The 22,347-nt window shown below is 58.3% G+C and carries 22 protein-coding genes and 1 tRNA gene; 7 read left to right on the top strand and 16 right to left on the bottom strand.

Translation table 11 applies throughout. From position 1 onward, the window contains the following. Positions 1 to 13: 13 nt before the first annotated feature. Both BGIM_RS0101875 and BGIM_RS0101870 read right to left on the bottom strand, forming a co-directional pair. Complete coding sequence (locus BGIM_RS0101875; protein ID WP_020468102.1) at positions 14 to 2,737, bottom strand: site-specific DNA-methyltransferase; 2,724 nt, start codon at positions 2,735 to 2,737, stop codon at positions 14 to 16. 96 nt (positions 2,738 to 2,833) lie between these two features. Continuing rightward, on the bottom strand, positions 2,834 to 5,869 hold the full coding sequence (locus BGIM_RS0101870) for a BPTD_3080 family restriction endonuclease (RefSeq protein ID WP_020468101.1): 3,036 nt from the start codon (positions 5,867 to 5,869) through the stop codon (positions 2,834 to 2,836). A 483-nt stretch (positions 5,870 to 6,352) separates the two neighbouring features. Here BGIM_RS0101870 and BGIM_RS0101865 point away from each other — a divergent pair, with 483 nt between their 5' ends. The 4 genes from BGIM_RS0101865 to BGIM_RS0101850 all read left to right on the top strand — a co-directional run bounded on the left by BGIM_RS0101865 (position 6,353) and on the right by BGIM_RS0101850 (position 9,102). Then, entirely contained in the window at positions 6,353 to 6,577 is a 225-nt protein-coding gene (locus BGIM_RS0101865) for a hypothetical protein (RefSeq protein ID WP_020468100.1), read from the top strand. Further along, entirely contained in the window at positions 6,577 to 7,677 is a 1,101-nt protein-coding gene (locus BGIM_RS0101860) for a Gfo/Idh/MocA family protein (RefSeq protein ID WP_020468099.1), read from the top strand. Before BGIM_RS0101865 ends, BGIM_RS0101860 begins: the two co-directional genes overlap by 1 nt. Positions 7,678 to 7,740: 63 nt before the next feature. Then, positions 7,741 to 7,814: transfer RNA gene (locus BGIM_RS0101855), tRNA-Val, on the top strand. A 112-nt stretch (positions 7,815 to 7,926) separates the two neighbouring features. Continuing rightward, positions 7,927 to 9,102 carry a tyrosine-type recombinase/integrase gene (locus BGIM_RS0101850; protein WP_020468098.1) on the top strand — a complete coding sequence of 392 codons (1,176 nt, stop codon included), beginning with the start codon at positions 7,927 to 7,929 and terminating at the stop codon, positions 9,100 to 9,102. 39 nt (positions 9,103 to 9,141) lie between these two features. On the opposite strand, the gene BGIM_RS0101845 is transcribed toward BGIM_RS0101850, so the two are convergent. The 11 genes from BGIM_RS0101845 to BGIM_RS0101790 form a co-directional block, all read right to left on the bottom strand. Next, positions 9,142 to 9,495: a hypothetical protein gene (locus BGIM_RS0101845; RefSeq protein WP_020468097.1), complete on the bottom strand. Its 354-nt coding sequence runs from the start codon at positions 9,493 to 9,495 to the stop codon at positions 9,142 to 9,144. Between the two features lie 2 nt (positions 9,496 to 9,497). Further along, entirely contained in the window at positions 9,498 to 10,619 is a 1,122-nt protein-coding gene (locus tag BGIM_RS0101840; protein ID WP_020468096.1) for a hypothetical protein, read from the bottom strand. 63 nt (positions 10,620 to 10,682) lie between these two features. Then, positions 10,683 to 12,200 (bottom strand): phage major capsid protein, encoded by a 1,518-nt coding sequence (locus BGIM_RS0101835; RefSeq protein WP_020468095.1) that lies wholly within the window; start codon positions 12,198 to 12,200, stop codon positions 10,683 to 10,685. Positions 12,201 to 12,249: 49 nt separating this feature from the next. Further along, positions 12,250 to 12,786, bottom strand: coding sequence for a hypothetical protein (locus tag BGIM_RS0101830; protein ID WP_020468094.1), 537 nt, complete (start codon positions 12,784 to 12,786; stop codon positions 12,250 to 12,252). Between the two features lie 7 nt (positions 12,787 to 12,793). Continuing rightward, positions 12,794 to 13,066 carry a hypothetical protein gene (locus tag BGIM_RS0101825; protein WP_020468093.1) on the bottom strand — a complete coding sequence of 91 codons (273 nt, stop codon included), beginning with the start codon at positions 13,064 to 13,066 and terminating at the stop codon, positions 12,794 to 12,796. A 768-nt stretch (positions 13,067 to 13,834) separates the two neighbouring features. Further along, complete coding sequence (locus BGIM_RS0101815) at positions 13,835 to 16,045, bottom strand: AAA family ATPase (RefSeq protein WP_020468091.1); 2,211 nt, start codon at positions 16,043 to 16,045, stop codon at positions 13,835 to 13,837. 86 nt (positions 16,046 to 16,131) lie between these two features. Beyond that, entirely contained in the window at positions 16,132 to 16,362 is a 231-nt protein-coding gene (locus BGIM_RS0101810; protein WP_020468090.1) for a hypothetical protein, read from the bottom strand. A 259-nt stretch (positions 16,363 to 16,621) separates the two neighbouring features. After that, positions 16,622 to 16,867 (bottom strand): hypothetical protein, encoded by a 246-nt coding sequence (locus BGIM_RS0101805; RefSeq protein WP_020468089.1) that lies wholly within the window; start codon positions 16,865 to 16,867, stop codon positions 16,622 to 16,624. Beyond that, positions 16,864 to 17,202 carry a hypothetical protein gene (locus BGIM_RS0101800; protein ID WP_020468088.1) on the bottom strand — a complete coding sequence of 113 codons (339 nt, stop codon included), beginning with the start codon at positions 17,200 to 17,202 and terminating at the stop codon, positions 16,864 to 16,866. The genes BGIM_RS0101805 and BGIM_RS0101800 overlap by 4 nt, the downstream gene beginning before the upstream one ends. 17 nt (positions 17,203 to 17,219) lie before the next feature. After that, a complete protein-coding gene (locus BGIM_RS0101795) occupies positions 17,220 to 17,408 on the bottom strand; it encodes a hypothetical protein (protein WP_020468087.1) in 189 nt (62 codons plus the stop codon). Continuing rightward, positions 17,405 to 17,680 carry a hypothetical protein gene (locus BGIM_RS0101790; protein WP_020468086.1) on the bottom strand — a complete coding sequence of 92 codons (276 nt, stop codon included), beginning with the start codon at positions 17,678 to 17,680 and terminating at the stop codon, positions 17,405 to 17,407. Before BGIM_RS0101790 ends, BGIM_RS0101795 begins: the two co-directional genes overlap by 4 nt. A 158-nt stretch (positions 17,681 to 17,838) precedes the next feature. Here BGIM_RS0101790 and BGIM_RS0101785 point away from each other — a divergent pair, with 158 nt between their 5' ends. The 3 genes from BGIM_RS0101785 to BGIM_RS0101765 all read left to right on the top strand — a co-directional run bounded on the left by BGIM_RS0101785 (position 17,839) and on the right by BGIM_RS0101765 (position 20,404). Continuing rightward, on the top strand, positions 17,839 to 18,060 hold the full coding sequence (locus tag BGIM_RS0101785) for a hypothetical protein (RefSeq protein WP_157368562.1): 222 nt from the start codon (positions 17,839 to 17,841) through the stop codon (positions 18,058 to 18,060). Positions 18,061 to 19,399: 1,339 nt separating this feature from the next. After that, positions 19,400 to 19,546, top strand: a complete 147-nt coding sequence (locus BGIM_RS62455) for a hypothetical protein (RefSeq protein WP_157368561.1) — start codon at positions 19,400 to 19,402, stop codon at positions 19,544 to 19,546. Positions 19,547 to 19,720: 174 nt separating this feature from the next. Continuing rightward, a complete protein-coding gene (locus BGIM_RS0101765) occupies positions 19,721 to 20,404 on the top strand; it encodes an antibiotic biosynthesis monooxygenase family protein (protein ID WP_029629651.1) in 684 nt (227 codons plus the stop codon). 27 nt (positions 20,405 to 20,431) lie between these two features. Here the strand turns inward: BGIM_RS0101765 and BGIM_RS0101760 are convergent, their stop codons facing one another. Genes BGIM_RS0101760 through BGIM_RS0101750 form a run of 3 tightly spaced genes read right to left on the bottom strand, consistent with a single transcriptional unit; the run spans position 20,432 to position 22,268 of the window. After that, a complete protein-coding gene (locus BGIM_RS0101760) occupies positions 20,432 to 21,019 on the bottom strand; it encodes a hypothetical protein (protein WP_020468080.1) in 588 nt (195 codons plus the stop codon). An 8-nt stretch (positions 21,020 to 21,027) separates the two neighbouring features. Next, a complete protein-coding gene (locus BGIM_RS0101755) occupies positions 21,028 to 21,636 on the bottom strand; it encodes a TapB family protein (RefSeq protein WP_020468079.1) in 609 nt (202 codons plus the stop codon). A 44-nt stretch (positions 21,637 to 21,680) separates the two neighbouring features. Continuing rightward, on the bottom strand, positions 21,681 to 22,268 hold the full coding sequence (locus BGIM_RS0101750; protein WP_020468078.1) for a TapB family protein: 588 nt from the start codon (positions 22,266 to 22,268) through the stop codon (positions 21,681 to 21,683). Positions 22,269 to 22,347 lie beyond the last annotated feature (79 nt).

The raw sequence follows: 22,347 nt of genomic DNA, 5'->3' as shown, positions 1-22,347 counted from the left end.
TTCTCGTTCCCAGTCATACCTTGAACACCTTCATCACCTCATCCCCCAAATGGTTGATGACCTTCACGGCAATTTTGCCCCGGACCGGGCGTTCAAAGGGGCGGCTGGTGTCGCTGTTCAGGGTGGACCAGGCTTCCTCATTGATCTCGGCTTTGAGGGTGGTTTTCAGGGACTTGTACGGGTCATTGGCGCCGAGGAAGTAGGCTTGGCGGACGAAGAAACTTTCGTCGTCGTAATCAGTGTCGATGAACCAGCAGGCGATGCCGTCCGGGCCGTCGCTGCGGACTTCGCCGGTGTTGGGGTGGAAGACGTCCACGCCGTTGACCTTCACGCGAAGTTGGCCGTCCTTTTCGTGCAGGACCGTGATGTCCGGTTCGCCGAAGATCACGAACAGGTTGCCCTTGCCGGTGTTCTTCAATTCGTCGGCCATGTGCAGGTCGGCGTTCATTCGGGCCTTGAGGACCGGCAGTTTGCCAAGTTTGTTGAACTCGGTCGTGTGGGCCTCATAGTTAAAGGCGCAGGCGATCAGCACGTCGAACCCGGCGTCCCCGGCCTCGCGGGCGGCGACCACCAAATCCTGACGCTGCACCGTGCCGAACTCCGGGCCAATGAAGACGGCCGCCCGTTTTTCGGTTTGCCCCTCCAAGTATCGCCCATCGGCACAGACTAGCATTCCCGGCCAATGGGCCAGCGAAGTGAACGTGATGCGGTTTTCTTTGTGGGCTTGCTGGACGCCAGAGACTTTGAGATTCTCCAAGATCATGTCGGCGAAACTTCGAGTCTCGGTCTTGGCCTTTTTCAACGGGTCGATCAAGTTGTCGTTCTCGTCCACGCCGAGGGTGCGGTGGGGGGACAGGCTTTCCACGGTGAACGGCCCGGCGACGCGAACCTTCTTTTTGTCCTCATAAGGCTTGTCGTACAGGAACTCAAACTCGGCCTTGGCGGCGATGCTCGCGTCAATCTCCCGTTGCCGGGCGATGCGGCCCTTCCACCACTCGGCATGAATCGCCTTGATCCAATCGGCCCATTTGGCCTCGGCTTCGCGGGGAATCTCCCATTCCTGCCAAGTGGCTTTCAACGCCTTGTTGAGTTGCTCGCGGAGAGGTTCCAATTTGGCTTGCCAAGTCTCCCAAATCACGTCGATCTCTGAGTTGTTGGCAATGGACCCCAGCGTGATGTGTGGGACTCGCTCATAGACGAACCCCGGACGTATATTCCCATATACCGGCTTCATAGATGGTAAGCAATGTGTGATTTGACTCTCTTTTTTTTGACCGTCTCGCGAATCTGCGAGTAAGTAATACGGATATCGCGTCCCCATCAAACGGGCACGGGCCAACGCAAGAGCAACCCTAGATGTATCAATCGTGATCCAGCGACGTCCCCACTGTTCGGCAACCGTTGCCGTTGTGCCAGCCCCGCAGGTAGGATCGAGGACAAGGTCTCCGGGTTCGCTAGCGAGCAACAAGCAACGTTCGATGATGCTCGTTGATGTTTGCACCACATAAACTTTTGGATCGCTACGGCTCTGAACGGCGCCACTAATGTCAGTCCACAAATTGCCGATAATACCGTAGCCAAAATCATTTTGTGATCTTCGATAATTTAGTTTTTTATTCTTTGTTAATATAAGTCGATCAGCTTTTCCTAATCGTGTGAGACCAGATTCGGTAGTCTTAAAGGTTCCTTTTCCAGGGTCAGAATTTACACCGAACCATCGAAATGATTTCACATCTCCTTCCCCAGCAGGTCGGGAACTTGTGATATTGTCTAAACGGTAAAGTGTTTCATCTAAATATTTGCTTGTGTACCTGCCTTCAGAATCTTCGCTTCTGGCAGAAAACAAAGACTTTGATTTGGCAGATCTTATATTCTTAGCATACCAGAGTAAAAAATCGCATGTCGAACCCAATAGAGAATTGCCTTCGCTGGTAGTTTTACGTACTGGAATCTGTGAAACAAAATTTGTCTCGCCGAAAACCTCGTCCATTACAGCACGGGCGCGATGAACATTTTCATCACCTATCTGCATAAAGAGCGAGCCTGATTCTTGGAGTAAATCTCTTCCCACAGTGAGCCTATCTCGCATGTAAGTGAGATAACTATGGATGCCGTCTCGCCAAGTGTCGCGGAAGGCTTTCACCTGTTCGGGTTCGCGGGTGATGTGGTCGCGGTTGCCGTCCTTCACGTCGCGGCTGGTGGTGGACCATTGGAAGTTGCTGTTGAACTTGATGCCATATGGCGGGTCGAAATAGATGCACTGCACCTTGCCCCGCAAGCCTTCTCGCTCGGCCAGGCTGGCCATCACCTGCAACGAATCGCCGAGGATCATCCGGTTCGACCAGTGCTGGTCGTGCTGGTAAAAGTCGGTCTTGTCCGCTCCCTCCGGGATGCCGTTGAAGTCTGCGAACAGGTCGAGCTGCACCGGTGCGCCGGGCTTGGGCTTCGCCTCCGATTGTCTCAGCAAATCGTCGATCAACGCCTTGGGATGCACCTTTTCTTGAATGTAGAGCGGCGGCGCGTGGACGACCAAATCACTCCAGTTCTGTTCATCCTTGCCCCGCCAGACCAATTGCGGATCGAGATCGCGGTTCCGGCGTTCGTAGGCAATGCGGACGGGCGTCTTGTCTTCGTTGGCGACCGATTGAAACTCGGCCGTGGGAATGTTCCTTCGCTTGTCTCCCTCATGGGTGATGGTTTCGACGGTTTTTTTGTCGGCGGCGGGTCGTTTGGCCATGGTCGGAACTCGGTGGGAGACGGAGAAAGCGGACATTACGCCAGCACGCCAGCGACGCGGGAGGAATGGTTCCCCACGTCGCTGGTGTCAGAACGGCTATCCGAATCGCTCAATCATCTTGTTGAACTCGCCTTCGATCTTCGTCTGGAAGTCCGATTCAATTTGGTACACATCCGTGAACTCGGCAAAAGCCCATCGGCCGTGACTGTGAAGGTTGTTGACACCGGGAATCCAATAGGTGTCCATCGTGGATTTCTTTTCCTTGGCATCCTCCCGCCGATAGCCCTTGATCTCGACAATCAGGCGGAGCGGATCGGGCCGGCCATCGTCCACCAAGACAATGAAGTCCGGCAGATATTTGCGAGTTTCGGAACCGTAACGGTACGGCACTTCCAAGCCGAGGTTGTGGTTCTTCACATAGGCTTTCACCTTGGGGTGCGTCTCGGCCACGCGGCAAAACTCGCCCTCCCAATCGCTGTCGAGAATCACCCAATTGATGTGACAACGCCGGGCGTCGGTCTGCCAGCGGTCTTTCTTGGACGTGTTGAACCGCACATGTTGCGTGGACCCGGTCGGATTGTACGGGTCCACCAAGGCCTTGATGGGCCGGGTGTCGGAGAACTTCCGGGTGATGCCCGCCGTGATTCGCTCGCACGCCAGATCGGCCAGCGATTGGTACATCAAGAGCGCGGGATAGGTTTCGCCCTTGCAGGTCAGACAAGTATCCAGCCATTGCTTGGTGACACGCTTCAACTGGCCGAACAAATGGAGTTTTGGTTCTTCGCCGGGGTCGCGAAACTTGGTTTCCAGCAATCTCTTGGTGATGTGAAAAAGCAATGTTGACGGTCGCATGTCCCCCAAGTGTTGAAGGGTCATGTCGGCCGTTTCGCCAATGATCCCCGAGGTTTGCGTCTTGGAAGGGCCGACCAAATCCGGTGTTAGAATCAAGACCGAATCGTCGTTGAAGTCGGCTTCCAGTTCCTCGTCGGGCAATTCCACCCGGTAGCCTTCCACCCGTGGAAACCGGATCTCCAACGCATCACGCTCGGGTCGAACGGCCTTCACCTGGATCGTTTCACGGGGCGGTTGCGGCGGGGCAATGACCGGCTTGGCGGTGAAGTCAAACGGGATGCCGAAGACATCGGCATATTCCACGTTGAACAAACCTTCCTCGTTTAATTCGTAGGATTGCCGACGCAAGGCCCGCCCGATGACCTGTTCGCACAGCAATTGCGTGCCGAACGCACGGACACCGAGAACATGTGTCACGGTGTTGGCGTCCCACCCTTCGGTGAGCATCGAGACCGACACCACACAACGAATGTCCCCGCCAAGTTGCCCCGCCTTGCCGACGGTGTTCATCACCTCGCGGAGCAATTCCTGATCGGTGACCGAGTCCCCGGCCCGCGCATCCCCGGTTCGCTCGACGATCTCCCGCCGGAACCGCTCAATCTCATCGGCGGCCATCGTGCGGAAATTCGGGTCGAGGGCGTCCCCGGCCTCCAGTTGTTCGCTGTCAATCAGCAGCGTGTTGGGCCGGGGAAGCGGGTTGCCGGTCGTCTCGTCGAAATTGCGGAACAAGCCGAGGCGGCCGTTTTCCAAGGTGGTCGTGCCGTCGGAGTTCTTGCGGTGGAACCCGGAGATGAACTTGTAGACCAGTTCCGAGATGGCGGTATTCTGGCAGACGATAATGAAGCACGGGGGCACGCGGATGCTCGCATCCTGCCACATGCGGAACGTCTTCTCGTAATGGCCGTACAGGGCTTGCAGGGCCGTTTGCAAGCGGGTGGGGAGTTTTAACGGGTCAAGGTCGTCGTTCTTGCCGCGTCCCTTCTTGGGCATGTCCTTGCTGATATGTTCCCACAGGTTGCGGAACATCGGCATCTCGTTGCCGGGGATGTTCTCCGCAACCGGCACGCGGGGGAGTTTGACGATCCCGCATTCAATGGCGTCCATCAGGGAAAAGTCGCTCATCGTCCACGGGAACAGCGTTCCCTCGGCATAGCCGGACCCGCGCAGGAAGAACGGCGTCGCCGAGAGATCAAACACGCGGGCGACGCCGAGCTTGCGGTTGACGGCTTCCAACCCGGATATCCAAAGCCGGGCGGCGGCGTTGTTCTGGTCGGCTTCCTTCTTGTCGTCCCCTTTCAATGCTTCCTCATCCGGGGACGGCGGCTTCTCGCGGTAACAATGGTGCGCCTCATCGTTCAGAACAAGGATGTTTTTCAGTCCCATCAAATCAGGCATCACCCGTTGGATCATCTGCCCTTCGGATTCCTTGGTGTCCAGTTCCTCGCCCCGTCCCCGCAACAGCGACCGCGTGCCGGAAGCCACGTCGAGGCGTTCCCGACGTTGGAATGCGTGGAAATTGGTGATGATGATCTTGGCTTTGTGCAGGTCGTTCAGCATGTCGCCGGGGACCAATTCCCGACTGGCGTAATAACTGTCGGGATCATTGGGCTGCAGAACCCGCAATCGGTCTTTGATGGTGAGTCCCGGCGTGACGACCAGAAACCCACGGGTGAAATGTTTGCTTTCCCGCCGAACCGCGTTCACCGTCTGCCAGGCGATGAGCATGGCCATCACGGTCGTCTTGCCCGCCCCCGTCGCCAATTTCAGGGCCAGTCGCATCAGGTCGGGGTTGGCTTCCGCGTTGGCATCAGCCAGGAACTTGAGGGTTTCCTTCCCGGTCTTGCTCTGTTGCGCCACTTCGGTCAGCCAGATGGTCGTCTCGACGGCCTCCACCTGACAGAAGAACGGCCGCAGACTGCTGAATTGATGAAGCCGCCAGTGCTTCAATAACCGGGCGGTTTCCGGCGTGACCTGCCAGTGTGCCGAATCGGGAATGGCCCGCCATTGTTCGACTTGTCGGCGAACCTCGTTGATGCGCGCAGTCACATCGTACTGTTGTTCCCGCGTTGAAAGTCCTTCGCCCTCGTCAAAAACAAGCTCTTGTTGCTTCGTACCTGCCCGCCGTTTTCGCGGCTTGGGAATCGGCGTGATGAACTCGGCCCGCCGTCGGGCCTCAAGTATCTGCTGAGTGGGCTGCCCTTGGGAATCCAGTTCCCAGTGCCGCCGGGGCGGTGCGTAGGGGGAGTTCAGAATCGGATGGTCAAAAAAGGAATCGGCCATGGTCACATCCTGGCAACCGGACGCCGGACTACGAATTGAACGGAGTCATCAGACCGGCGTTCCCGTGGGGAGGAAGGCAACGAGTGATCGCAAGGGAAAGCGACATTGTTGTATGAGGGCCGGACGATGACGCACAGGGATGTCATTTTTTGGATAATGACCTGTTCCCGTCGCCCGTCGGAACCTGTTCTTGGGTCGTAAAAAGAGTGATTCTGCCTCGCTGACGACCGGTCATCATGAGACCGATCATCGCGCATTTTGCGGCAATTCCGAAAACCCATGACCCCAAATGACTAAAAATGACTCGACTGTCGCAATGTGGCCTGATGCCGACACGTTTTGTTGACGAACGCTCGAAAATGTGTCGGGAACACTTGCGAGTAAGTGAAAGTCTTTTGCGAGTTCCCGCTGTCTCTTACTCATGACATTCAGGGCAATACCCGCCTGATTATGTTGGCGTTGGCAAGTTCAGCCGAGGCACTGATGTTTGGTGAGGCAAAGATGGAACATGAGGCGATTGCAATTCAACGACGCTTGTTCAACGATCTGCAAATTCGCATGCTCACTCTTAACTCTTCTTGGCTCACGCCGGATGTTCGCAATCTCGCCGCCGGTTGCGACGACGTAGACATTTTGAACCACGGCCGACAACCGGGCGAGCATGTCCGGGGTTGTTGGGTCGTGGATTTGACACTTGGAAAGAAGTGATGACGGATCTCTCCCAATTCTCGCCGAATCACCTTCCCGTCTTGCCTCGTCGCCGCGATTGGCGAATCGGCTGCCTCGGGGCGGGCTTCATCATGCGGGACTGCCATTTGGTGGCGTATCGTGAGGCCGGGTTCAACCCCGTGGCCATCGCCTCGCGCGATCCGGCCAACGCCCGCGCCGTTGCCGGGCGGCACGGCATCCCGACCGTCCATGCCACCATTGATGAACTGATCGAAGACCCGTCGATTGAGGTGCTGGACATCGCCGTCCCGCCGGATGTGCAACCGGCTCTGATCCTGAAGGCAGCCAGGCAAAAACACCTTCGCGGCATCCTCGCCCAAAAACCGCTGGCGATGACCGTCGCCGAAGCAACAGCCTGCGTGGAAGCATGCGAATCAGCGGGAGTTGTGCTGAGCGTGAACCAAAACATGCGGTTCGATCAGTCGGTGCGGGCAATGAAGGGCCTGCTCAATTCGGGCGACCTCGGGGACATCGTGCTGGCGAGCATCGACATGCGGGCAATTCCCCATTGGATGCCGTGGAGCGAACATCTGCATTCACTGTCCACGTTCGTGATGAGCATTCACCACTTGGATACTTTCCGCTACTGGCTCGGCACCCCCGACCGCGTGCTGGCCAGCACGCGACCCGACCCGCGAACCAAGTTCCCCCACACGGACGGCATCAACCTTTACATCCTCGAATACGATTCGGGGGCACGGGCCACCGGTTGGGACGACGTCTGGACCGGCCCCGCCCGCGAAGGCGCCGCTTCAGACATCGGCATCCGCTGGCGCGTGGAGGGGACAAAAGGAATGGCCAAAGGCACCATCGGCTGGCCCGGCTACCCCGCCCGCGTCCCCAGCACCCTCGATTACACCCTCTCGTCCGCCAACGAATGGCACAAACCCCGCTGGCCGGAAGTCTGGTTCCCGGACGCCTTCGTCGGAACAATGGCCCAACTGTTGGTGGCGCTGGAAGACAACACCCCGCCCGAAATTTCCGCAAGAGACAACTTGGAAACGCTCGCCCTGTGCGAAGCCGTGTTCCGCTCCGCGGCCGAGCATCGCGTGACCACCATGCGGGAGTTTTTGCCCTGAACCCAAAGAGGCAATCGCTGTCAATCTTGACATCCCCGCCCACGCCCCATAATTTAGGGTGACGGTCGCTTAGCTCAGTTGGTTAGAGTACTAGCATGACACGCTAGGGGTCACAGGTTCGAATCCTGTAGCGACCAATTCCGTAAGTCCATTGCCGAACGGTGTTTACGTTACCTGTCTTGCGTGAGACAGTGCGGCCCGCAATCCGGTCAAAAACGGTCACTTGACCGTTTTTCGGAATCGCACCGCATGTCTCGATCCCTTCCCAAGTTGCGCCGTCACAAACATTCCCAACGCGGCGTGGTCACTTTATCCGGCAAAGACGTTTATCTCGGCCATTGGCCGCCCGGCAAAAAAACTCCCCCCGAAGAAGTTTGGGCCAACTATCAACGCGAGCTTGCGGAGTGGCTCGCCGGTGGAAAAATCCGGTCAGAACCTGTCAGATCCGTTTCGCCGCAAATCATCACCGTTTCCATGCTTATGGCGAGATTCTGGAAACACGCCGAAATTCACTACCGTCAGACCAGCGGCCAGCCGGGAAACGAACTCCATTGCTTCCGATCCGCGCTCCGGCCGGTTCGCGAGTTGTATGCTTCGCTCCCCGTCGCCGAGTTTTCACCGTTGAAACTAAAGGCCGTCCGGGTCGAATTGGTTCGCCGGGATCTGTCCCGCGAGAACATCAACAATCTCATCCGTCGTGTTCGCCACGTCTTCAAGTGGGGAGTCGAAAACGAACTTGTCCCGCCGAGCGTGTTGCATGGGCTTCAAGCCGTGGCGGCATTGAAGAGGGGACGCACCGAGGCGAAGGAAGGACGGGTCGTCCGGCCGGTCCGTCCCGAACTGGTGGAGAAGACGCTCCCAACGCTCCCGCCGGCCGTGGCTGACATTGTCCGGCTGTTGACGCTCACCGGCGCCAGGTGCGGCGAGATCTGCCAGTTGCGGCCGTGCGATCTCGACCGCTCCGGGCCTGTCTGGCTGTTCACGCCGGAAACCCACAAGAACGCCCACAAGGGGAAAAGCCGGGTCATCGCCATCGGGCCAAAGGCTCAGGCCGTCTTGCTGCCCTTGCTCGCGGATCTGCAACCGGATGAGTACGTGTTCAACCCCTCGCGTGGGATGCGCAAGAAGAAAGCCAAACCGGTCCGGGCGAAGGGCGTCAGGTACACAACCCATGCCGTTGGCCGGTGCGTGACGCGGGCGTGCGAGATGGCTTTCCCGATGCCGGAAACGGCCGGGCCGGAATGGAGGCGGGAAAACTGGTGGACGCTTCACCAGTTGAGACATTCGGCCGCGACGGAGATTCGGAAAGTGTTCGGCCTCGATCACGCCCAAAGCGTTCTTGGGCATGCCGGGGCTGACATGACCCAGCGCTATGCCGAGCTGGGCGTCGAGAAGGCCGTCGAGGTGGCGTTGAAGATCGGCTAAAACACAAGTGGCCCGGCATGATGCCGGGCCACTCAACTTTCACTCGCCCTTTTGCAGCTCGATTCCGATTGCCCTCAAGACGGTTTCGGGATTGAATCCACCGACATATTTGCGAACAACACCGTCTTCTCCGACCACTTCCCTAAAGGTCACGGCATCCCTGTCCGGCCCTGACCGAGCCGAGTGAGGCAAGCCGTCACCGGCCGGAATGGCCGGGAGAGCGGGCGTCGCGGTCTTCCCGCCGGCGACATCCACGGTTATTTTCTGTCCGAGGCGGATCGCGTCCAGTGCCTCTCGCATCGTCATGCCGATAACCGGGGCGTACCTTCCATCCGGCCCCAACACAAGAACCTGGCCGCCAGCCAGCTCTTCGAGAACGTGTTTGTCACTCATGATCAGAACCCCAAGGTTTCAAGAAAATCAAACTCTGAATAGACGCGCATCACATAGACGCACTTCGGCCGCATCACCAGTGAGTCGGCAACCTTGTCATCTTTGTGTTCGTAGAGAACCCACAGGTAATCCCAGCCGCGTTTGAGCGGCACGGTGATCTGGTCGTTGATGGGCAGGTTTTTCAAAGTCGGCGAGTAGGCAAACTGGTAGGTGAGCGACCATTTTTTGTCGGCGTCCGTGTAGCTGCCGTCGGTTCCCAGAAACAGGATCTCACGCGGAAAGAACCCCTGCCACGCAACGGCGTTCATCTTGCATGAATGGAAACAGAGTTTGGTGAAACGGCCGACCGTCAGCGACGGAACCTTGAAAGAGACCTGGAACTTCGGGTCCGGGGCATGGATCTCCACCCCCTCGACGCCGTTCGGTCCGACGTTGATTGCGTTGCCGTAGTCCGGCACTTTGTTGGCCTCCGCCAACGCCGCTCCTTCCGCCGACTCATAGGCGGTCTCGGCCGCGTCCTTGGCCGCGAGGGCAACCGTCACCGCCTCGGCGAGTTCGGAGTTTTCCGGATCGGCGGCGGCCGCAAACACGGCGGCCGCCCAGGCGGCGTTGGCGGCGTCAAAGGTCGCCTGGGCGTCGTCGGCCGCCTGGTCAAGTCTCTTTTGGTCGGCCGTCACCGAATACTCGGTCGAAAAAGCCTGCGTGATGTGCTGCGTCCCACCGCCCGTGCTGAACGACATATCACGGCCGAACCCCATCGTCAGTTCTTGATTCGGGTCCGTCCCCGGAGCCACGTTGCCCTCTCCCTCGACGGACGTCCCGTCCGGGTTGGTCGTCTGGGTCGGGGAGGAGCCGGCCGAGGCGTTGTCGTCGGCCTTGCCGCTGGAATAATTCACGGTGACGTAGTAATTCCCGGCGCCTTGGTTGTCGGTGTCGATCTTGTCCTTCAACAGCGTGCCGGTGCCCGCCGGTGAATAAGTCGCCGGGGCGGCGGCGTTGGCCAGCGCCCATGCTTCCTCCTCGTCGGCGGCTCCCGTGACGAGGAACCTCCACGGGGCGGAGGCGCTGTCACGCCCGATGGACAGGTTGCGAGAATCGTGCAGTTCGTGAATCGTCGCGGCCATCAGAACCTCCGAAATGAAAAGGCCGGTCGGTGACCGGCACGATATTGCCAGGCTCACCCCAGATCACGCCCCCGCCGACTTGACGGCACCCGTCGGATCAGCCAGCGCGGCGCCGAAGTCGAACACACAACGCCAGGTGACTTTCAATTGTTCCGGCGTCGTCGCCATGTCGAACTGCTCGATGACCGGCGCGTCGCGTCCCTCCAGGTAAGCCACGACAACCGCCTCGGCCGAGGGATCGGCGAAGAGATACCATTCGGTGGCCCCGAGCCGCGGTTCGACCACCAATTGAATGTCACTCCCGGAGAATGGATTACCGGTCGGGGCGTTGGCGGCCGTCTGGTTCGTCAGCAGTGAATTCAGAATCGTGCGGCCGGTGACCTCCAAGGCCGTCGAAACCAGAAGCGTCCTCGGCGTGAGGGTGAGGTAGTCCCCCTCACGGGACTTTTGCTCTCGCAGCTTTTGAACGGCCGAGGCCAGCGACGTCACCGACAGGGCCGAGGCCCCGCCGCTCAAATAGTTCTTGTTGCCGGTCCCGAAGAACGAGCCGGCGTTCGCCGACATGACCGAGTAAACCAACGTGGCGAGCGTCCGGGCCGAGCCTTTCGCCATCGCCGGCGGAAGTTGGTCCAAGATGCCCAAGTCATCATTGATGATCGTCGTCCGGTCCACCGAGAACAGCCGCGCGTATGTGTCCACCGAGTAGGTGAACTCGGCCTTGTCGTCGGCCTTGCCGTGTTCGATTTCCCCGACCGGTCCGACCTTTTTCAAGTCGACATAGAACGAAGGGCGGATCGACGTTTTCTTCCGAAAGTCAGGGACGGACTTCGCCGAAGCGAACGCGGCCCACGTCGCCGGCTGGATCGAGTAGGAATGCGACACGACGCGGCCCACCGTGTCCGCCAGGGCGTTCGCAAAACTGGCCGTGCTGATGCCGCTGGAGGCCATCGGGCCGAACGAGCCGAAGGCCATTTTGGCAATGGAACTTTTGTCATTTGGAACCGGCTGGTCGGTGGTCTGGCCAAGAAACCATTTGGCCGCGTCAACCATGCTGCCGAAGCGGGCGCCGTCGGCGATGGCACAAACCCGGTCGCCGTAGTTGTGAAGCGCGGCCGCCTCGTGTCCGCATCGCAGCATCAACGACGCCTGGACAATCGAGGCGGCGTTTGGCGCCGGGTATTGACGGGCTTGACGGTGATGAAAGCCGGCCGGCGTGTACATTGCCGGGACAGTTTGGGTAACGTAAGTCGAGGTCGGTGCCGTGGAACGCGAGCTTCGGAGGGCGTCCAGTTCCAGCCGCATTTTCGTTCTGGCCAGATCCCAGCCGCCCACGATGGCCTCTCCGGCCACCGTGGCATTTTCCCCGCACATCGAGACGATGGCGTTGATTCTCGCGTTCTCCGTGGTGCCCCGGTCCGCGCTTCCGTTCGTGTTGCCGGCCGGAAGAGTGGCCCCGGCGGTGGCATCCCCTCCCGTGGCGGCCATATGAGCCCGCCACGCGGCCTGAAGGGCGACCTTCAAATCGGGGGTGAGGGCGTCCGGGTCATGTCCCAGGGATCGCACATAGGATTCAAAATTCATCGGTCTTGCTCCCCGGTCTCGCCGGTGGGTTGCGGGCGGTTTGCCCTGGTCAGATTCGGATTCCGTGGTCGGTTTCGAGGATGGCTTGCAGGGCAACGAAATGAATTTCCCTCGCCTCCCGGTTGTCGGCGGTCGTGAGCATCAGGGCGATCTGCCGCAAGTCCAGATGCGGGATTCCTTCGGGCGGCGCCAGCGGGCCGGCCTCGCGGAGAGTGTCCAAGTGTTTTTGCATCGGGTGCTTCTTGGCGTCGTGGCGAGATCCGGGGATCCACTCCCGGCGAACCTCCAGCGTGTTGGCGAGCTGGATCACGTCCACGGCATTCCACTCGAATTCTTCCGATTCAGACACACCGGGAAATCCGATCAGCCTTCGCCTCGCCAGGTCCTCGGCCGACTCGGCCGAGACGGCGTATTCGCCGGCTTCGCGGAGAAGGATGGCGGCCAGCGTCGAAGACAGCGGCCAACTTTCCGGGAAAGAGGCCCGATCCCACCAACCGGCGGCGCGAATCTGCTCGCGGGCGTCGTTCTCCTCGTCGACGGGATCGGCCGGCAGGCCTGGAAACGGAAGTGGTTTTGATTGGCTCATGTGTTCATCATTCCCCGGATTGTGATTTGTTGAATTCCGATTCCAGCCACTTCGCAAACAAAGCGGCATAGGCGGCCGGGTCGGTGGCATTAGTGGCCTTTTCCAGTTTCCACCGTTCCACCGTCACGCCCCGGAAGCCGCAAGGGCAAACTCTTTGCCGGTCAATCTGCCCCCGGCCTGGCCGTGTCTTGCGAACCCCCGAGACGGGGCGTTTGCACTTCGGGCACGACAGGCCATTCGGCCGTGATTTGGGGGCGGCCTTCGGTTGCTCGCGTTCCATTCCCGTCCTTTCGTGTTCATTGGAAAACTAACTTTGTCTAAAACGCGGGCTGTTCCCGTGTGGGGCCGGCGTTCCTGGCCGATGCTGGAGGGACCCGCTGCCTTGTTCAAAAGCGTGATCGGTCTTCGGGTCCCTCTCGAAGGCCTGGCCGGCGGCACGTCACACGGGAACAGCCGGGCAATGGGACAGGCTTTCTTTCATCCTCGGCGGTCATCTCTTCCGCGATCCGGGCCATTCGCCGTTCAATGTCTCTCAAGTCGCCCATGATCATGGCTCTCTTGTGAGGGTCGAGGGGAACGGCCGTGCAGTCGTTGATGACGATGGCGAGCGAACCAATGCGACCGGCGGCATTCTGAAGCGGCTTGCCGGGCTCGATGATGAAAGACATGGGTGGGATCCTTATGTTGGGGGTGCTAATGACTCCATGATTCTCACGGCCCGGTTGCCCGAGCCAAATGCGTCTTTTTGGCGTGATTTAGGGGAAGGTGAAACCCGCGAGAATTGCGTCGGCCCACGATGGCCACCGTGGGGCAGTGTCAATCAATGACCTGAATGAGCTGAATGACCTTTCTGGAGAATGTATTATTCTAATTATTATTTATTAATAATAATCTGCGGTCATTCAGGTCATTCGGGTCATTTAGGTCATTGATTAAAAGACAGGTATTGGTCGAACATGCGTTGCGTTTTTTTTTCGCAGAACGTAGGCAGCAAAAAAAGCTCATTCAGGTCAATTGACCTGAATGAGCTGAATGACCTAAATGGGTATCATGAAGGCAGGTTTTGACCGACGGGCATCTTCTCGGGATCGCCGTAGGCCAATTTGTTTCGTCCACCAAAACCGCTTTTTAGGGATTGCAATCCTTCTTCACTCAAGGAGCTGATGGCCCGCTTGAAACATGTCTCGTTGTAGCCAAGTGCCTCGGCCTCAGCCTTCAGATCTTCTCTGCACCAAGCGTATTGTTTTCCAACGCGATCCCTAAGCCATCGAATGCACGCACCCTGTTTCCCTCGGCCGATCTCATTTGGAGACTGTTTCTGAAGCACCGCGTCGGCACTGAGGTTCACTCTGCCGGCGGGCGCAACAACTTTCAGATTTTCAGCCAACCGGTCTCGTCCGGCTAAAGACAGGTCGGAGAACTCTTCGGCGGACAACACGGCATCGGCCTCCCCGTCAGACAGCGCCCGAAGCGTGAAGCCAAAACTTTGCCGGTCGATACCCGGCACGTTCTCCTTGACAACCACAAATACTTTCTGGTCATCCACGTCCGGATTGTCACCAACCATGCACACCACCCGGCATGCGTCCCGGAAGGCGGTCGAACCCACGATCCGGTTGATGGCCGTCGCGGTCGATGACTTGTTCAGATGGGCGATCAGGAGGACGGTGACGCCGGTCTTCTCGGCGAGGGCAATCAGCGGATCGAGCATGGTCCGAACCTCGGCCGAGGAATTCTCATTCAACCCGGCCCGGCCGATAAACGACATGATCGGGTCGATGACCAGCAGCCGGATTGAAGTGTTGGCCTCAACCGTGCGAACCATAAGATCGATGTCCCGCAGGTCAAACGGCTTAACCGAGCCGTCGGCCAGTCTGGTTCCATCGACCGTATGGACGCGATCCAAATCGGCCCCCTCGGCAAGAAGGTGAGGGATGATGGTATCCTCAACGGAGTCCTCGACTGAGGCGAGCAACACGTCACAAGCCGGCGGCGGTCTGTATTCAAGTCCGAAGGCCGGGCGGCCGGTGGTGAGACAGGCAATCAGATGGCGGACGAGAGTCGATTTCCCCATCCCGCCGACGCCGGCAATGGCGGTGAGTTTGCCCGAGGGAATTCTTCGGTCCACCAGCCAGGTGATTTCCTTCGCCTTCCGTCCCTTGAGCGGACGAGTCTCAAGAAAGGCCGCGTCGGCCGTCGAATGATGGCCGTTCGGTGAAGTGGGCTTGCCATTCCTTCCAGCGATGGAAGGCGTCCCGAAACCAAGTTTGACGATGGCCCTGGCGGCCTCGCTTTGGTTGCCGCCGTGGTTGAGGGCGGCGAATGTCCGGAACTTCCCGTAAGTGCCAACGTCGATCCCCGCCGAGGAAGAGAACACATGAAGGAGCGGCCGCTGGTGTACCCTGTCACGACAAAACCCGATCGTGGCCGACACGCCTTTGTCTTTGCCCGGCCGGGTCAGTTTGCCATTTTCCCAATCACCTCGGAACAACTTCCAGCCTTGTTCTTCGAGCGTGGTCTGCCAGTCCGGTCCTCTCGCATCGTAGTCATCACCCGGAGTCAATCCGTCTCCCCTGCATTTGACAGAGGGCGGCTTTTCCTCATGCCAGGTGTTGAACGACCGGGCCAGGTCAAGTATGAGCGTTCGCTCATCGGGCGTGATCCGGTTGACACTCGCAAGATCACCGACGCCGAGGGCGGCGTATTCGTAGGTTTTTTGCAGCACATGGCATGGCGGCGGTGAACCGGGTACGAGGGCGTATCCACCTTCGCCGCGTGTCTCGATTGTCGTCACCCAAGAGGGCGGCTTGCCGTTTGGTTTCCGCACAAGAAAGGCTTCGCGTTCTTCATTGGTGGAAGGCCGCTTGGCGAGCACAGCACTGCTCTTGACCACATCACAGCGATACCACGCATGGGCGCCAGTGGATGGTGTGTGGACAATCACCAATCTGCGAAGGAGATCCGGGGCGAGTTGGTTAAGTTCGTCGGCCCACTGCTCGAAGAAACCGGGCTCGTCGAAATCGATGCACTCCAGTCCGCCGGAGACTTTTCCACCGATCACCGCAACACCGCAAAGACGGCCGCCGAACCAGCGATGAAGCTGCCGGTGGTCCGCGATCCGATGCATCCAAGGCTCCCACTCTCCTTGCGTGGCCGGTGCCTTGGACCCGTCAGGTTTGATCGGAATGACCGAAAGGCCGGCGGCCACCAGCTCAGACGCGACGTCCAATGGTGTTTTTGCCGGACTGGCTGTTTCCATTATCCAAGTGTTTCAAAAATGCCCCGGGCAGTGGGGCGGTAATGTTGGCGAGAATTGGCTGGGAGAATCGTCACTTCTGAAGACTGTCAAATCCCGGCCGCGTCCAGCTCGGCCTCGGCATCCGCATGTTCCCGGCCGGGCGTGAGTGGGGCGGCGTCCGGGATCGGCCGGCCACTGCGGGCGGCCGAGGTCACTTCAATGAACCGTCTCAGGGCGGCCTCGGTGTAAACAACCCGGTGGCCGACGTGGAGGACTTCGAGCTTGAAAACCCGTCCGCCAATCGTCAGGCCGTGAGTCCGCCATCGCCAAATTGTCATGGGCGACATCGGGCGCTCTGCGTTCGTGAGCTGCGTCAACCACCGACACGCGGCGGCCGTGCTAAAAGTTCTTCCTTCGTCTAGTACCATATAACTCCCATAATCTGAACATTGAGGGCTGTATCAACAGCCCTCATAGATGAACATACCTACACCATGCGTTTATTAGCAAGCTGAGTGTCGGTGAAAATCTCAAAAAGCCTTGTTTTTCCGAGGAAATTGCAATTTTCTTGGTGAAAAACCCGTTCCTCAAACCGGATCACGCATCAACCGGGATCTCAAATTCCCGGCTCATCATGCCCATCTTCTCCCCGTCCTCAGCCAGAGGCCATACGCAAACGGTGATATCGGCGTCCTTCTCGAACTCCGGGAGAATGCGGCGAAGTTCCCTCCCCACGGAGGCCAGCAGGGATTTCAATCTTGCCGTCGGCACGATCTCCGGCGGACACACCAACGCATAGCTTCGGGGCGACATGACGGCCGCCAGATCTGGAAGGTCTTTCATGATTCACCCTCCCCACAATCCGGGCGCATCAATCCGTAAGTTCCAAAGGCTTGGCCGTTCTTGGAACCGACCGCGATCATCCTCTCCCACGCGGGATGCTTGCGAAACACATCCTTCATCCGGGAACCTTCGTAGTCGGTCTTTTCCATCAGCCATGCCTCGGAGACCCACGGCGTCCCTTTTTCCCACGCAGCCCAAAGCAGGGCGACAACCGACGCCTGACGCGAGTTGAAGGTGAACATCCTTCCGAACCAGATCACGCACGCAAAGTCCGGCCCGTGTGAGGCAGTCTCGCCTTCGGTTTTTCGGCCGGCTTCATCAGTTGATTCGCTCATGTTTTTTCCTTTCGTGGTTATTCCTTCTCGGCGGCCGTCTTCGCGGCGTTGGCCACGCAGACCATCTTCCGCAGTTCCTTGATCCGCGTTTCAACGTCGTCGAGGTCGAAGCCCTCACCGCACTCCTTGCAGTGGAACGACTGGCAATCGGAGAGAACGAGGCACACGCCGTCCTCGGCGTTGCAGAGGATGCACTTGATGTTCATCGGACGCACTCCCTCGGAGCCGGGGCGTTGACCTTGTAGCCTCTCGCCCGGAGGATGCGGGCGAGCAACCGTTCCCGCCGCGATCCCCGGAGCGTCGGGACAAAGCCCTTCCACAACCGCCGCCGGAGTTGCGGCCACGAATTGCAGCTCGTGCAACTTCTCACCAACGGATCAAGTTCCTTGTCCCGTTCCTCCATCGCGGCCAGATGGGCAAGCCCCCTCGGCGTGATTTCGCAAATGGTGGATGTTTCCCGTGCCAGTGTTCCCGTCATGGTTTCTTCCTTGTCGAATGTGATCGGGCGATGTGAAAGAGAGCATATATGTAATGTCATGACATTACAACTAAAAATATGAAATGACAAAACTGAAATTGCCAAGGCAATCAATCGAAGTTACTTTTAAGGTGTCTTAGGACATGAGAGGACTTATCATGCTGGCTATGGCCAAGAAGCCCCAAAAAACTCCGAAACGATCAGGCGTGCCAATCCAAACTTATGTTGGGGAAGACACGCGAGCCGCACTTGACCAGTTCATTGAGGCGCAGCGGCTAAAGCCTAGCCTCACGGAAGTTGTTGAAGTGGCGATTCAGGATTTTCTAATCAAGGAAGGCTTCTGGCCGCTCAAGCCAAAAGCCGACTCAGACAAGAAGTAACCCCTCGGCCGGCGTTCCCCGGGCAGTCCCAGACCTGCTATAAAAACAGTCCGTGACCATCGTCACGGGTGCGTCGGGGGTGCAATTCCGCGCATGAAGAGAGCCGGACCTGTTGCGAGCGGGTCCGGCTCGTTTTGTTTTGCGGTGACCGGATTCTGACCGGATATCAACGCATGTTGATTTCGGCATATGGCTTGTTTTACCGCAATTCCGTGCTGTCAAAAGTCAGGCTTTGTTTCCTCTTGCAAGCCACTTCTCGTTGCCGTAAACTCCGAATTCCCAAGCGATTGCGGGCTGAACAACACCGGCTTTTTGGGTGGATGACACGCTAGGGGTCACAGGTTCGAATCCTGTAGCGACCATTAGAATATCGTGACTTGAACGGTCGATAATTGTCCCGATTTGCTTAACCCCTTGTTTCTCAAGGGGTTTTGTCGTTTCCTGTCCAACCCCGGCTTGTGCGGATTCTGCTGCGGCTTTTTAGAAGTCTTCTTCCGTCACACCCAAGTAATGCTTGGCGGCCACTCGCTCCGAATTTCCCAGCCAAACACAAACAACGTGCGCAGGATGTTCCCGCCTCAATTCCGTCTGCCGACTGGCTCGAAGATTGTGAAACAATCGAGGCCATTAAACCACCCCCAAGTCCCGAAGCGTTTTCTCAAGAAACTTTCGATAGATCGGGAGAGCGTTCGGATACTGCCGAACAATGTGAACGGTTCCTGGTTCGGCTTCATCAAAGGCAGCTTCGAGATACGGACGAAGTTCAGGAAAGATCGGGGTAATCGCTCTGCGTGCCCCTCATGATGCTGTGTCTTCGGGCTTTGCACTCGGAATCGGTCTTGGTCCCAAAGCACATCGGCCCATGTCAGCAATTGAATTTCACTCGGACACCGCAACCCACCGAACCGAGACATGGCGAACACCAGGTGGAGTTCGTTGGAGGGGCATGAGGCCATTACCTTTTCCAGCGTTTCCAAGTCCACGAAATGCCAGTTCGCCAGGTTCGATTCGCTACCGCCCTTCCCCCTTCCCCCCTCCATCGGGTTTGAGGGAATCAGTCTCTTGCGGACCGCATGCCGGAACATTGTCCGCACGGCCTTCATGGTTCGGGCCGATGTCGCCGTTTCGCACAGGGCCAGCGCATATCAAACATGCTCTTGGAGCATGACTTCCGTCAGACTCGCTGGTTCGTCCGTCGTCATGACGGGTTTCGCGCCGGGCATATCCGAACGCCCTCACCAACGGCTACTGCTCCCTCAGGGTAAAGTTCTCCGGGACCAGGGCCGGATGATAGGATCGGAGGTCCGAACAGCCCGGCCCCGGCGTCGCGGGTTTCGAGATGGCGGTATTGGAAGTCCTCCAGATCGCGTTCGACGGCCTCGCGGAAAAACGTCTCGATGGCCTCCGCAAGTTTGGGTTGGTTGTCCCTGACCGCGATCACATCCCCGCCTCCCCGGCGACGATCCGGGCGGCGATCTCCTTTTGACAGCCCGTCGCGCGGATCGCGCGTTCAGTAAAGCGGTTTGTTGGGGACTTGCAACACTACAATGACCCCGCGATTGGACGGCCCGAACAATCTATGTTCCCGTCGTTTGATCAATGGCTGGCGACGTCGATTTTAGAGCGCCTGAAGGCACTTGATGGCCGAAAGGAGGAGGTGATGTTCTCCGTGCTGTTTGAAGTCCGCCCGAAATCCGACCAATGGGACGCCTATCTGGGCCTCGCCAAAATGCTCAGACCAGAATTGGAGCAGATCGAGGGCTTTGTCGATAACATCCGCTATCGCAGCCTCACCCGCGAGGGATGGATACTCTCGCTTTCCGGCTGGCGCGGCGAGAAGGCCCTGGTTCGCTGGCGCACCAAGGCAAAGCATCACGATGTTCAGGAGAAGGGTCGTCGTGAAGTGCTTCAAGACTACCATTTGAGGGTTGGCCAGCTGACTCGGGACACCAACCCTCCGCAGGACGTCGTTTTGCGTGAACAGCGACTGGATGAGACGGAGACAGGCGAGGGGACCACGTTGACCCTGATTGACGCTGCAAGACCGCCCGAATGGGTCAAGGAAACCGCTCCCGAGGATGTCGCCAAATGGCTGGGGCTTGCACCTTCCGCTCCGGGACTGGTCGCCTGGGATGTCTTCGACGCGGTGCTGACACCCGGGAAAATCATCCTGCTCGCGTCGTGGCGTGACGAGGCGGGGGCTCTGGTTTTCGAGGGGACCCTGTCGTTGCAAGAAGGGGCAAGAATGCGCCGTATCCGGGTGGTGCGTGATTATGGCATGTTTGACCGACGGGAGGCTCCCCAGTATTACCCTGATGTCACCCCGGCCGACACCGATTCGTGAGCCGTCGTCTCCGCAAATGACTCATAATTATTTTCCCGGCGTGAATGTCTTGAGCAATAGAGTCACTTCGCCCGGTCCGATGCTACATTGGTGCTTCACGCAACCAATTCCTGGCACGTACCAATTTGATTCCTTTTGAGGAAATTTCTTTGACTCAATGGACGAATCAATCCGAATCGCCTTGAACTTGCCCGCCGGAACGACCACCTCTTCTTCGCCAGCCACCACATAAACCGTTTTTCGGCCAGGCGAATCCACCACCTCCCAAGTGTCACCTTTCGTGGCTGGCAATTTCAATATCGGCCGCCCATGATCCTGTGAATCGGGATCAGTCTGAAACAGGCCATTCGTCGAGACGTGACATTTGAATTTGCCTCCTTGTTCTCCGTTGAAATCTTTGCTCAATGAAACCACAAATTTGCCATCTTCCACCTCAACTGCGGTGACGATTTCAATGATTTCGCCTCCTGACGCGCCGTCGGGTCCACGGCCGTGGCCTACATAGACTCTTTTGTCACCCACCTTGGTCGGGAAATAAAGGATCGGCTTGTCTTTCGGGATCGGGGCGGCAAAGACAATTGATGCGGTGAGCAGTAAAAGAATGGAAAATCGCATGGCGGCTCCTACTTCCCCGGTGTGAATGACTTCATCACCCTGGCATAACCTCCGTCCTTCCCGGCATGCTCGTCCTTCACCACACCGACCGCCGGAGCATACCAGAGTGACGACCGCCTGGCTGCTCCCGAGGATTCGTACTCGACGTCGATCCGAAATGCCTTAAACTTTCCCGCCGGGACTTCCACATCTTCTTCCTTCGCTGCCTTGTATTGGAATTTCAATGTCGTTGTCCCGCCCCGGTTCGCCTCGGCAGTCCAGGTCGCCCCCGGCTTCAGCGGGAACTGAAGGACACAGTACGGCTCGGCGAACACCGTTCCCAGTTGGGACATCCGGAAGAGTCCCTTTTCGGTAATCCGCATTTGAGACACCTCTGGTCCGACATTCCCCGCCACCTCGCGTCCGATTGACACGATTGTCGCTCCGTCTTTCGTCTCGACGGCCGTCACGACCTCGATTATTTCCACGGTCGAGTCCGGATTCCTGATCTCCATCACCCAGCGGTCTCCGACCTTGGCGGGGTAGTAGGGGCCTGTTCGTTCGTCTTTCAGCCTGGGGGCTGAGTCGGCCGGGATGGCGAGGGCCAGAACAAAACAGATGACCGGCAGTCGTGACATGGCAGTCCTTCGGTGGAAAAAGACATTCTACTTGGGAATGGGCGTTACTTGCCCGGCGTGAACGACTTCAGAACCGAACTTGTCTCCCGGCCCCCTGATTTGGTCATCAGTTTCACCAAACCGACTCCCGGCGCGTGCCACATCGTCATGCGAGAGTATTCCTCTGTCGGGGTCATGACAGCCGTCTCCACTTTGATCGCCTTGAATTTCCCCGCCGGAACCTCGACTTCCTCCTCCCCCATGCAAGCGCTTTTGAAGATCACTCCCCCGGCTCCCTTGGAGGTTTTCATTGACTCCCAAGTGTCGCCTTTTTTGGCGGGCAGTTTCAGAAAGGTGATCGGCACGTCAATCGGGCCTTGAGGAGGCAGGGTCAGTTCCGTCTTGGACACCAGCATCGTCTCAATGGCTGGCGCGCCTGGCTTTCCGGTGGGTTTCACCACGACCGTCAGCACCCCGTCCTTTTCTTCCACGGAATCGACAGTCGAGGATTTATCGGTGGTCTTCCCGTTGGCCGTGACCTCACGAACCACGGTGTCGCCAACTTTGGTGGTGTAGTAATAAGTGGGTTTGTCCTTGGGTTGGGCAAAGATGGGCAGGCACAAGGTCAGCAAGGCGAGAACGGCGAATCGCATGGCGTCTCCGGAGGAGGGTAAGTTATCGTACCACGCGGCCCGGTTGCAATCAACTTACGTCAGGGCGTGGAAGCGGCCG

This window comes from Zavarzinella formosa DSM 19928 (genome assembly GCF_000255705.1).
GTDB lineage: Bacteria > Planctomycetota > Planctomycetia > Gemmatales > Gemmataceae > Zavarzinella > Zavarzinella formosa.
The sequence above is the reverse complement of the archived record's forward strand: the minus strand, read 5'-3'. Positions and strand labels throughout refer to the sequence as shown.

Coding starts and splice junctions, on each gene's coding strand:
- BGIM_RS0101875 (WP_020468102.1), bottom strand. CDS start 2,737: ATGGCCAAACGACCCGCCGCCGACAAAAAAACCGTCGAAACCATCACC.
- BGIM_RS0101860 (WP_020468099.1), top strand. CDS start 6,577: ATGACGGATCTCTCCCAATTCTCGCCGAATCACCTTCCCGTCTTGCCT.
- BGIM_RS0101825 (WP_020468093.1), bottom strand. CDS start 13,066: ATGGAACGCGAGCAACCGAAGGCCGCCCCCAAATCACGGCCGAATGGC.
- BGIM_RS0101850 (WP_020468098.1), top strand. CDS start 7,927: ATGTCTCGATCCCTTCCCAAGTTGCGCCGTCACAAACATTCCCAACGC.
- BGIM_RS0101865 (WP_020468100.1), top strand. CDS start 6,353: ATGTTTGGTGAGGCAAAGATGGAACATGAGGCGATTGCAATTCAACGA.
- BGIM_RS0101800 (WP_020468088.1), bottom strand. CDS start 17,202: ATGAGCGAATCAACTGATGAAGCCGGCCGAAAAACCGAAGGCGAGACT.
- BGIM_RS0101750 (WP_020468078.1), bottom strand. CDS start 22,268: ATGCGATTCGCCGTTCTCGCCTTGCTGACCTTGTGCCTGCCCATCTTT.
- BGIM_RS0101840 (WP_020468096.1), bottom strand. CDS start 10,619: ATGGCCGCGACGATTCACGAACTGCACGATTCTCGCAACCTGTCCATC.
- BGIM_RS0101830 (WP_020468094.1), bottom strand. CDS start 12,786: ATGAGCCAATCAAAACCACTTCCGTTTCCAGGCCTGCCGGCCGATCCC.
- BGIM_RS0101785 (WP_157368562.1), top strand. CDS start 17,839: ATGCTGGCTATGGCCAAGAAGCCCCAAAAAACTCCGAAACGATCAGGC.
- BGIM_RS0101810 (WP_020468090.1), bottom strand. CDS start 16,362: ATGACAATTTGGCGATGGCGGACTCACGGCCTGACGATTGGCGGACGG.
- BGIM_RS0101835 (WP_020468095.1), bottom strand. CDS start 12,200: ATGAATTTTGAATCCTATGTGCGATCCCTGGGACATGACCCGGACGCC.
- BGIM_RS0101760 (WP_020468080.1), bottom strand. CDS start 21,019: ATGCGATTTTCCATTCTTTTACTGCTCACCGCATCAATTGTCTTTGCC.
- BGIM_RS0101795 (WP_020468087.1), bottom strand. CDS start 17,408: ATGAACATCAAGTGCATCCTCTGCAACGCCGAGGACGGCGTGTGCCTC.
- BGIM_RS0101805 (WP_020468089.1), bottom strand. CDS start 16,867: ATGAAAGACCTTCCAGATCTGGCGGCCGTCATGTCGCCCCGAAGCTAT.
- BGIM_RS0101870 (WP_020468101.1), bottom strand. CDS start 5,869: ATGGCCGATTCCTTTTTTGACCATCCGATTCTGAACTCCCCCTACGCA.
- BGIM_RS0101755 (WP_020468079.1), bottom strand. CDS start 21,636: ATGTCACGACTGCCGGTCATCTGTTTTGTTCTGGCCCTCGCCATCCCG.
- BGIM_RS0101815 (WP_020468091.1), bottom strand. CDS start 16,045: ATGGAAACAGCCAGTCCGGCAAAAACACCATTGGACGTCGCGTCTGAG.
- BGIM_RS0101790 (WP_020468086.1), bottom strand. CDS start 17,680: ATGACGGGAACACTGGCACGGGAAACATCCACCATTTGCGAAATCACG.
- BGIM_RS0101765 (WP_029629651.1), top strand. CDS start 19,721: ATGTTCTCCGTGCTGTTTGAAGTCCGCCCGAAATCCGACCAATGGGAC.
- BGIM_RS62455 (WP_157368561.1), top strand. CDS start 19,400: ATGGCGGTATTGGAAGTCCTCCAGATCGCGTTCGACGGCCTCGCGGAA.
- BGIM_RS0101845 (WP_020468097.1), bottom strand. CDS start 9,495: ATGAGTGACAAACACGTTCTCGAAGAGCTGGCTGGCGGCCAGGTTCTT.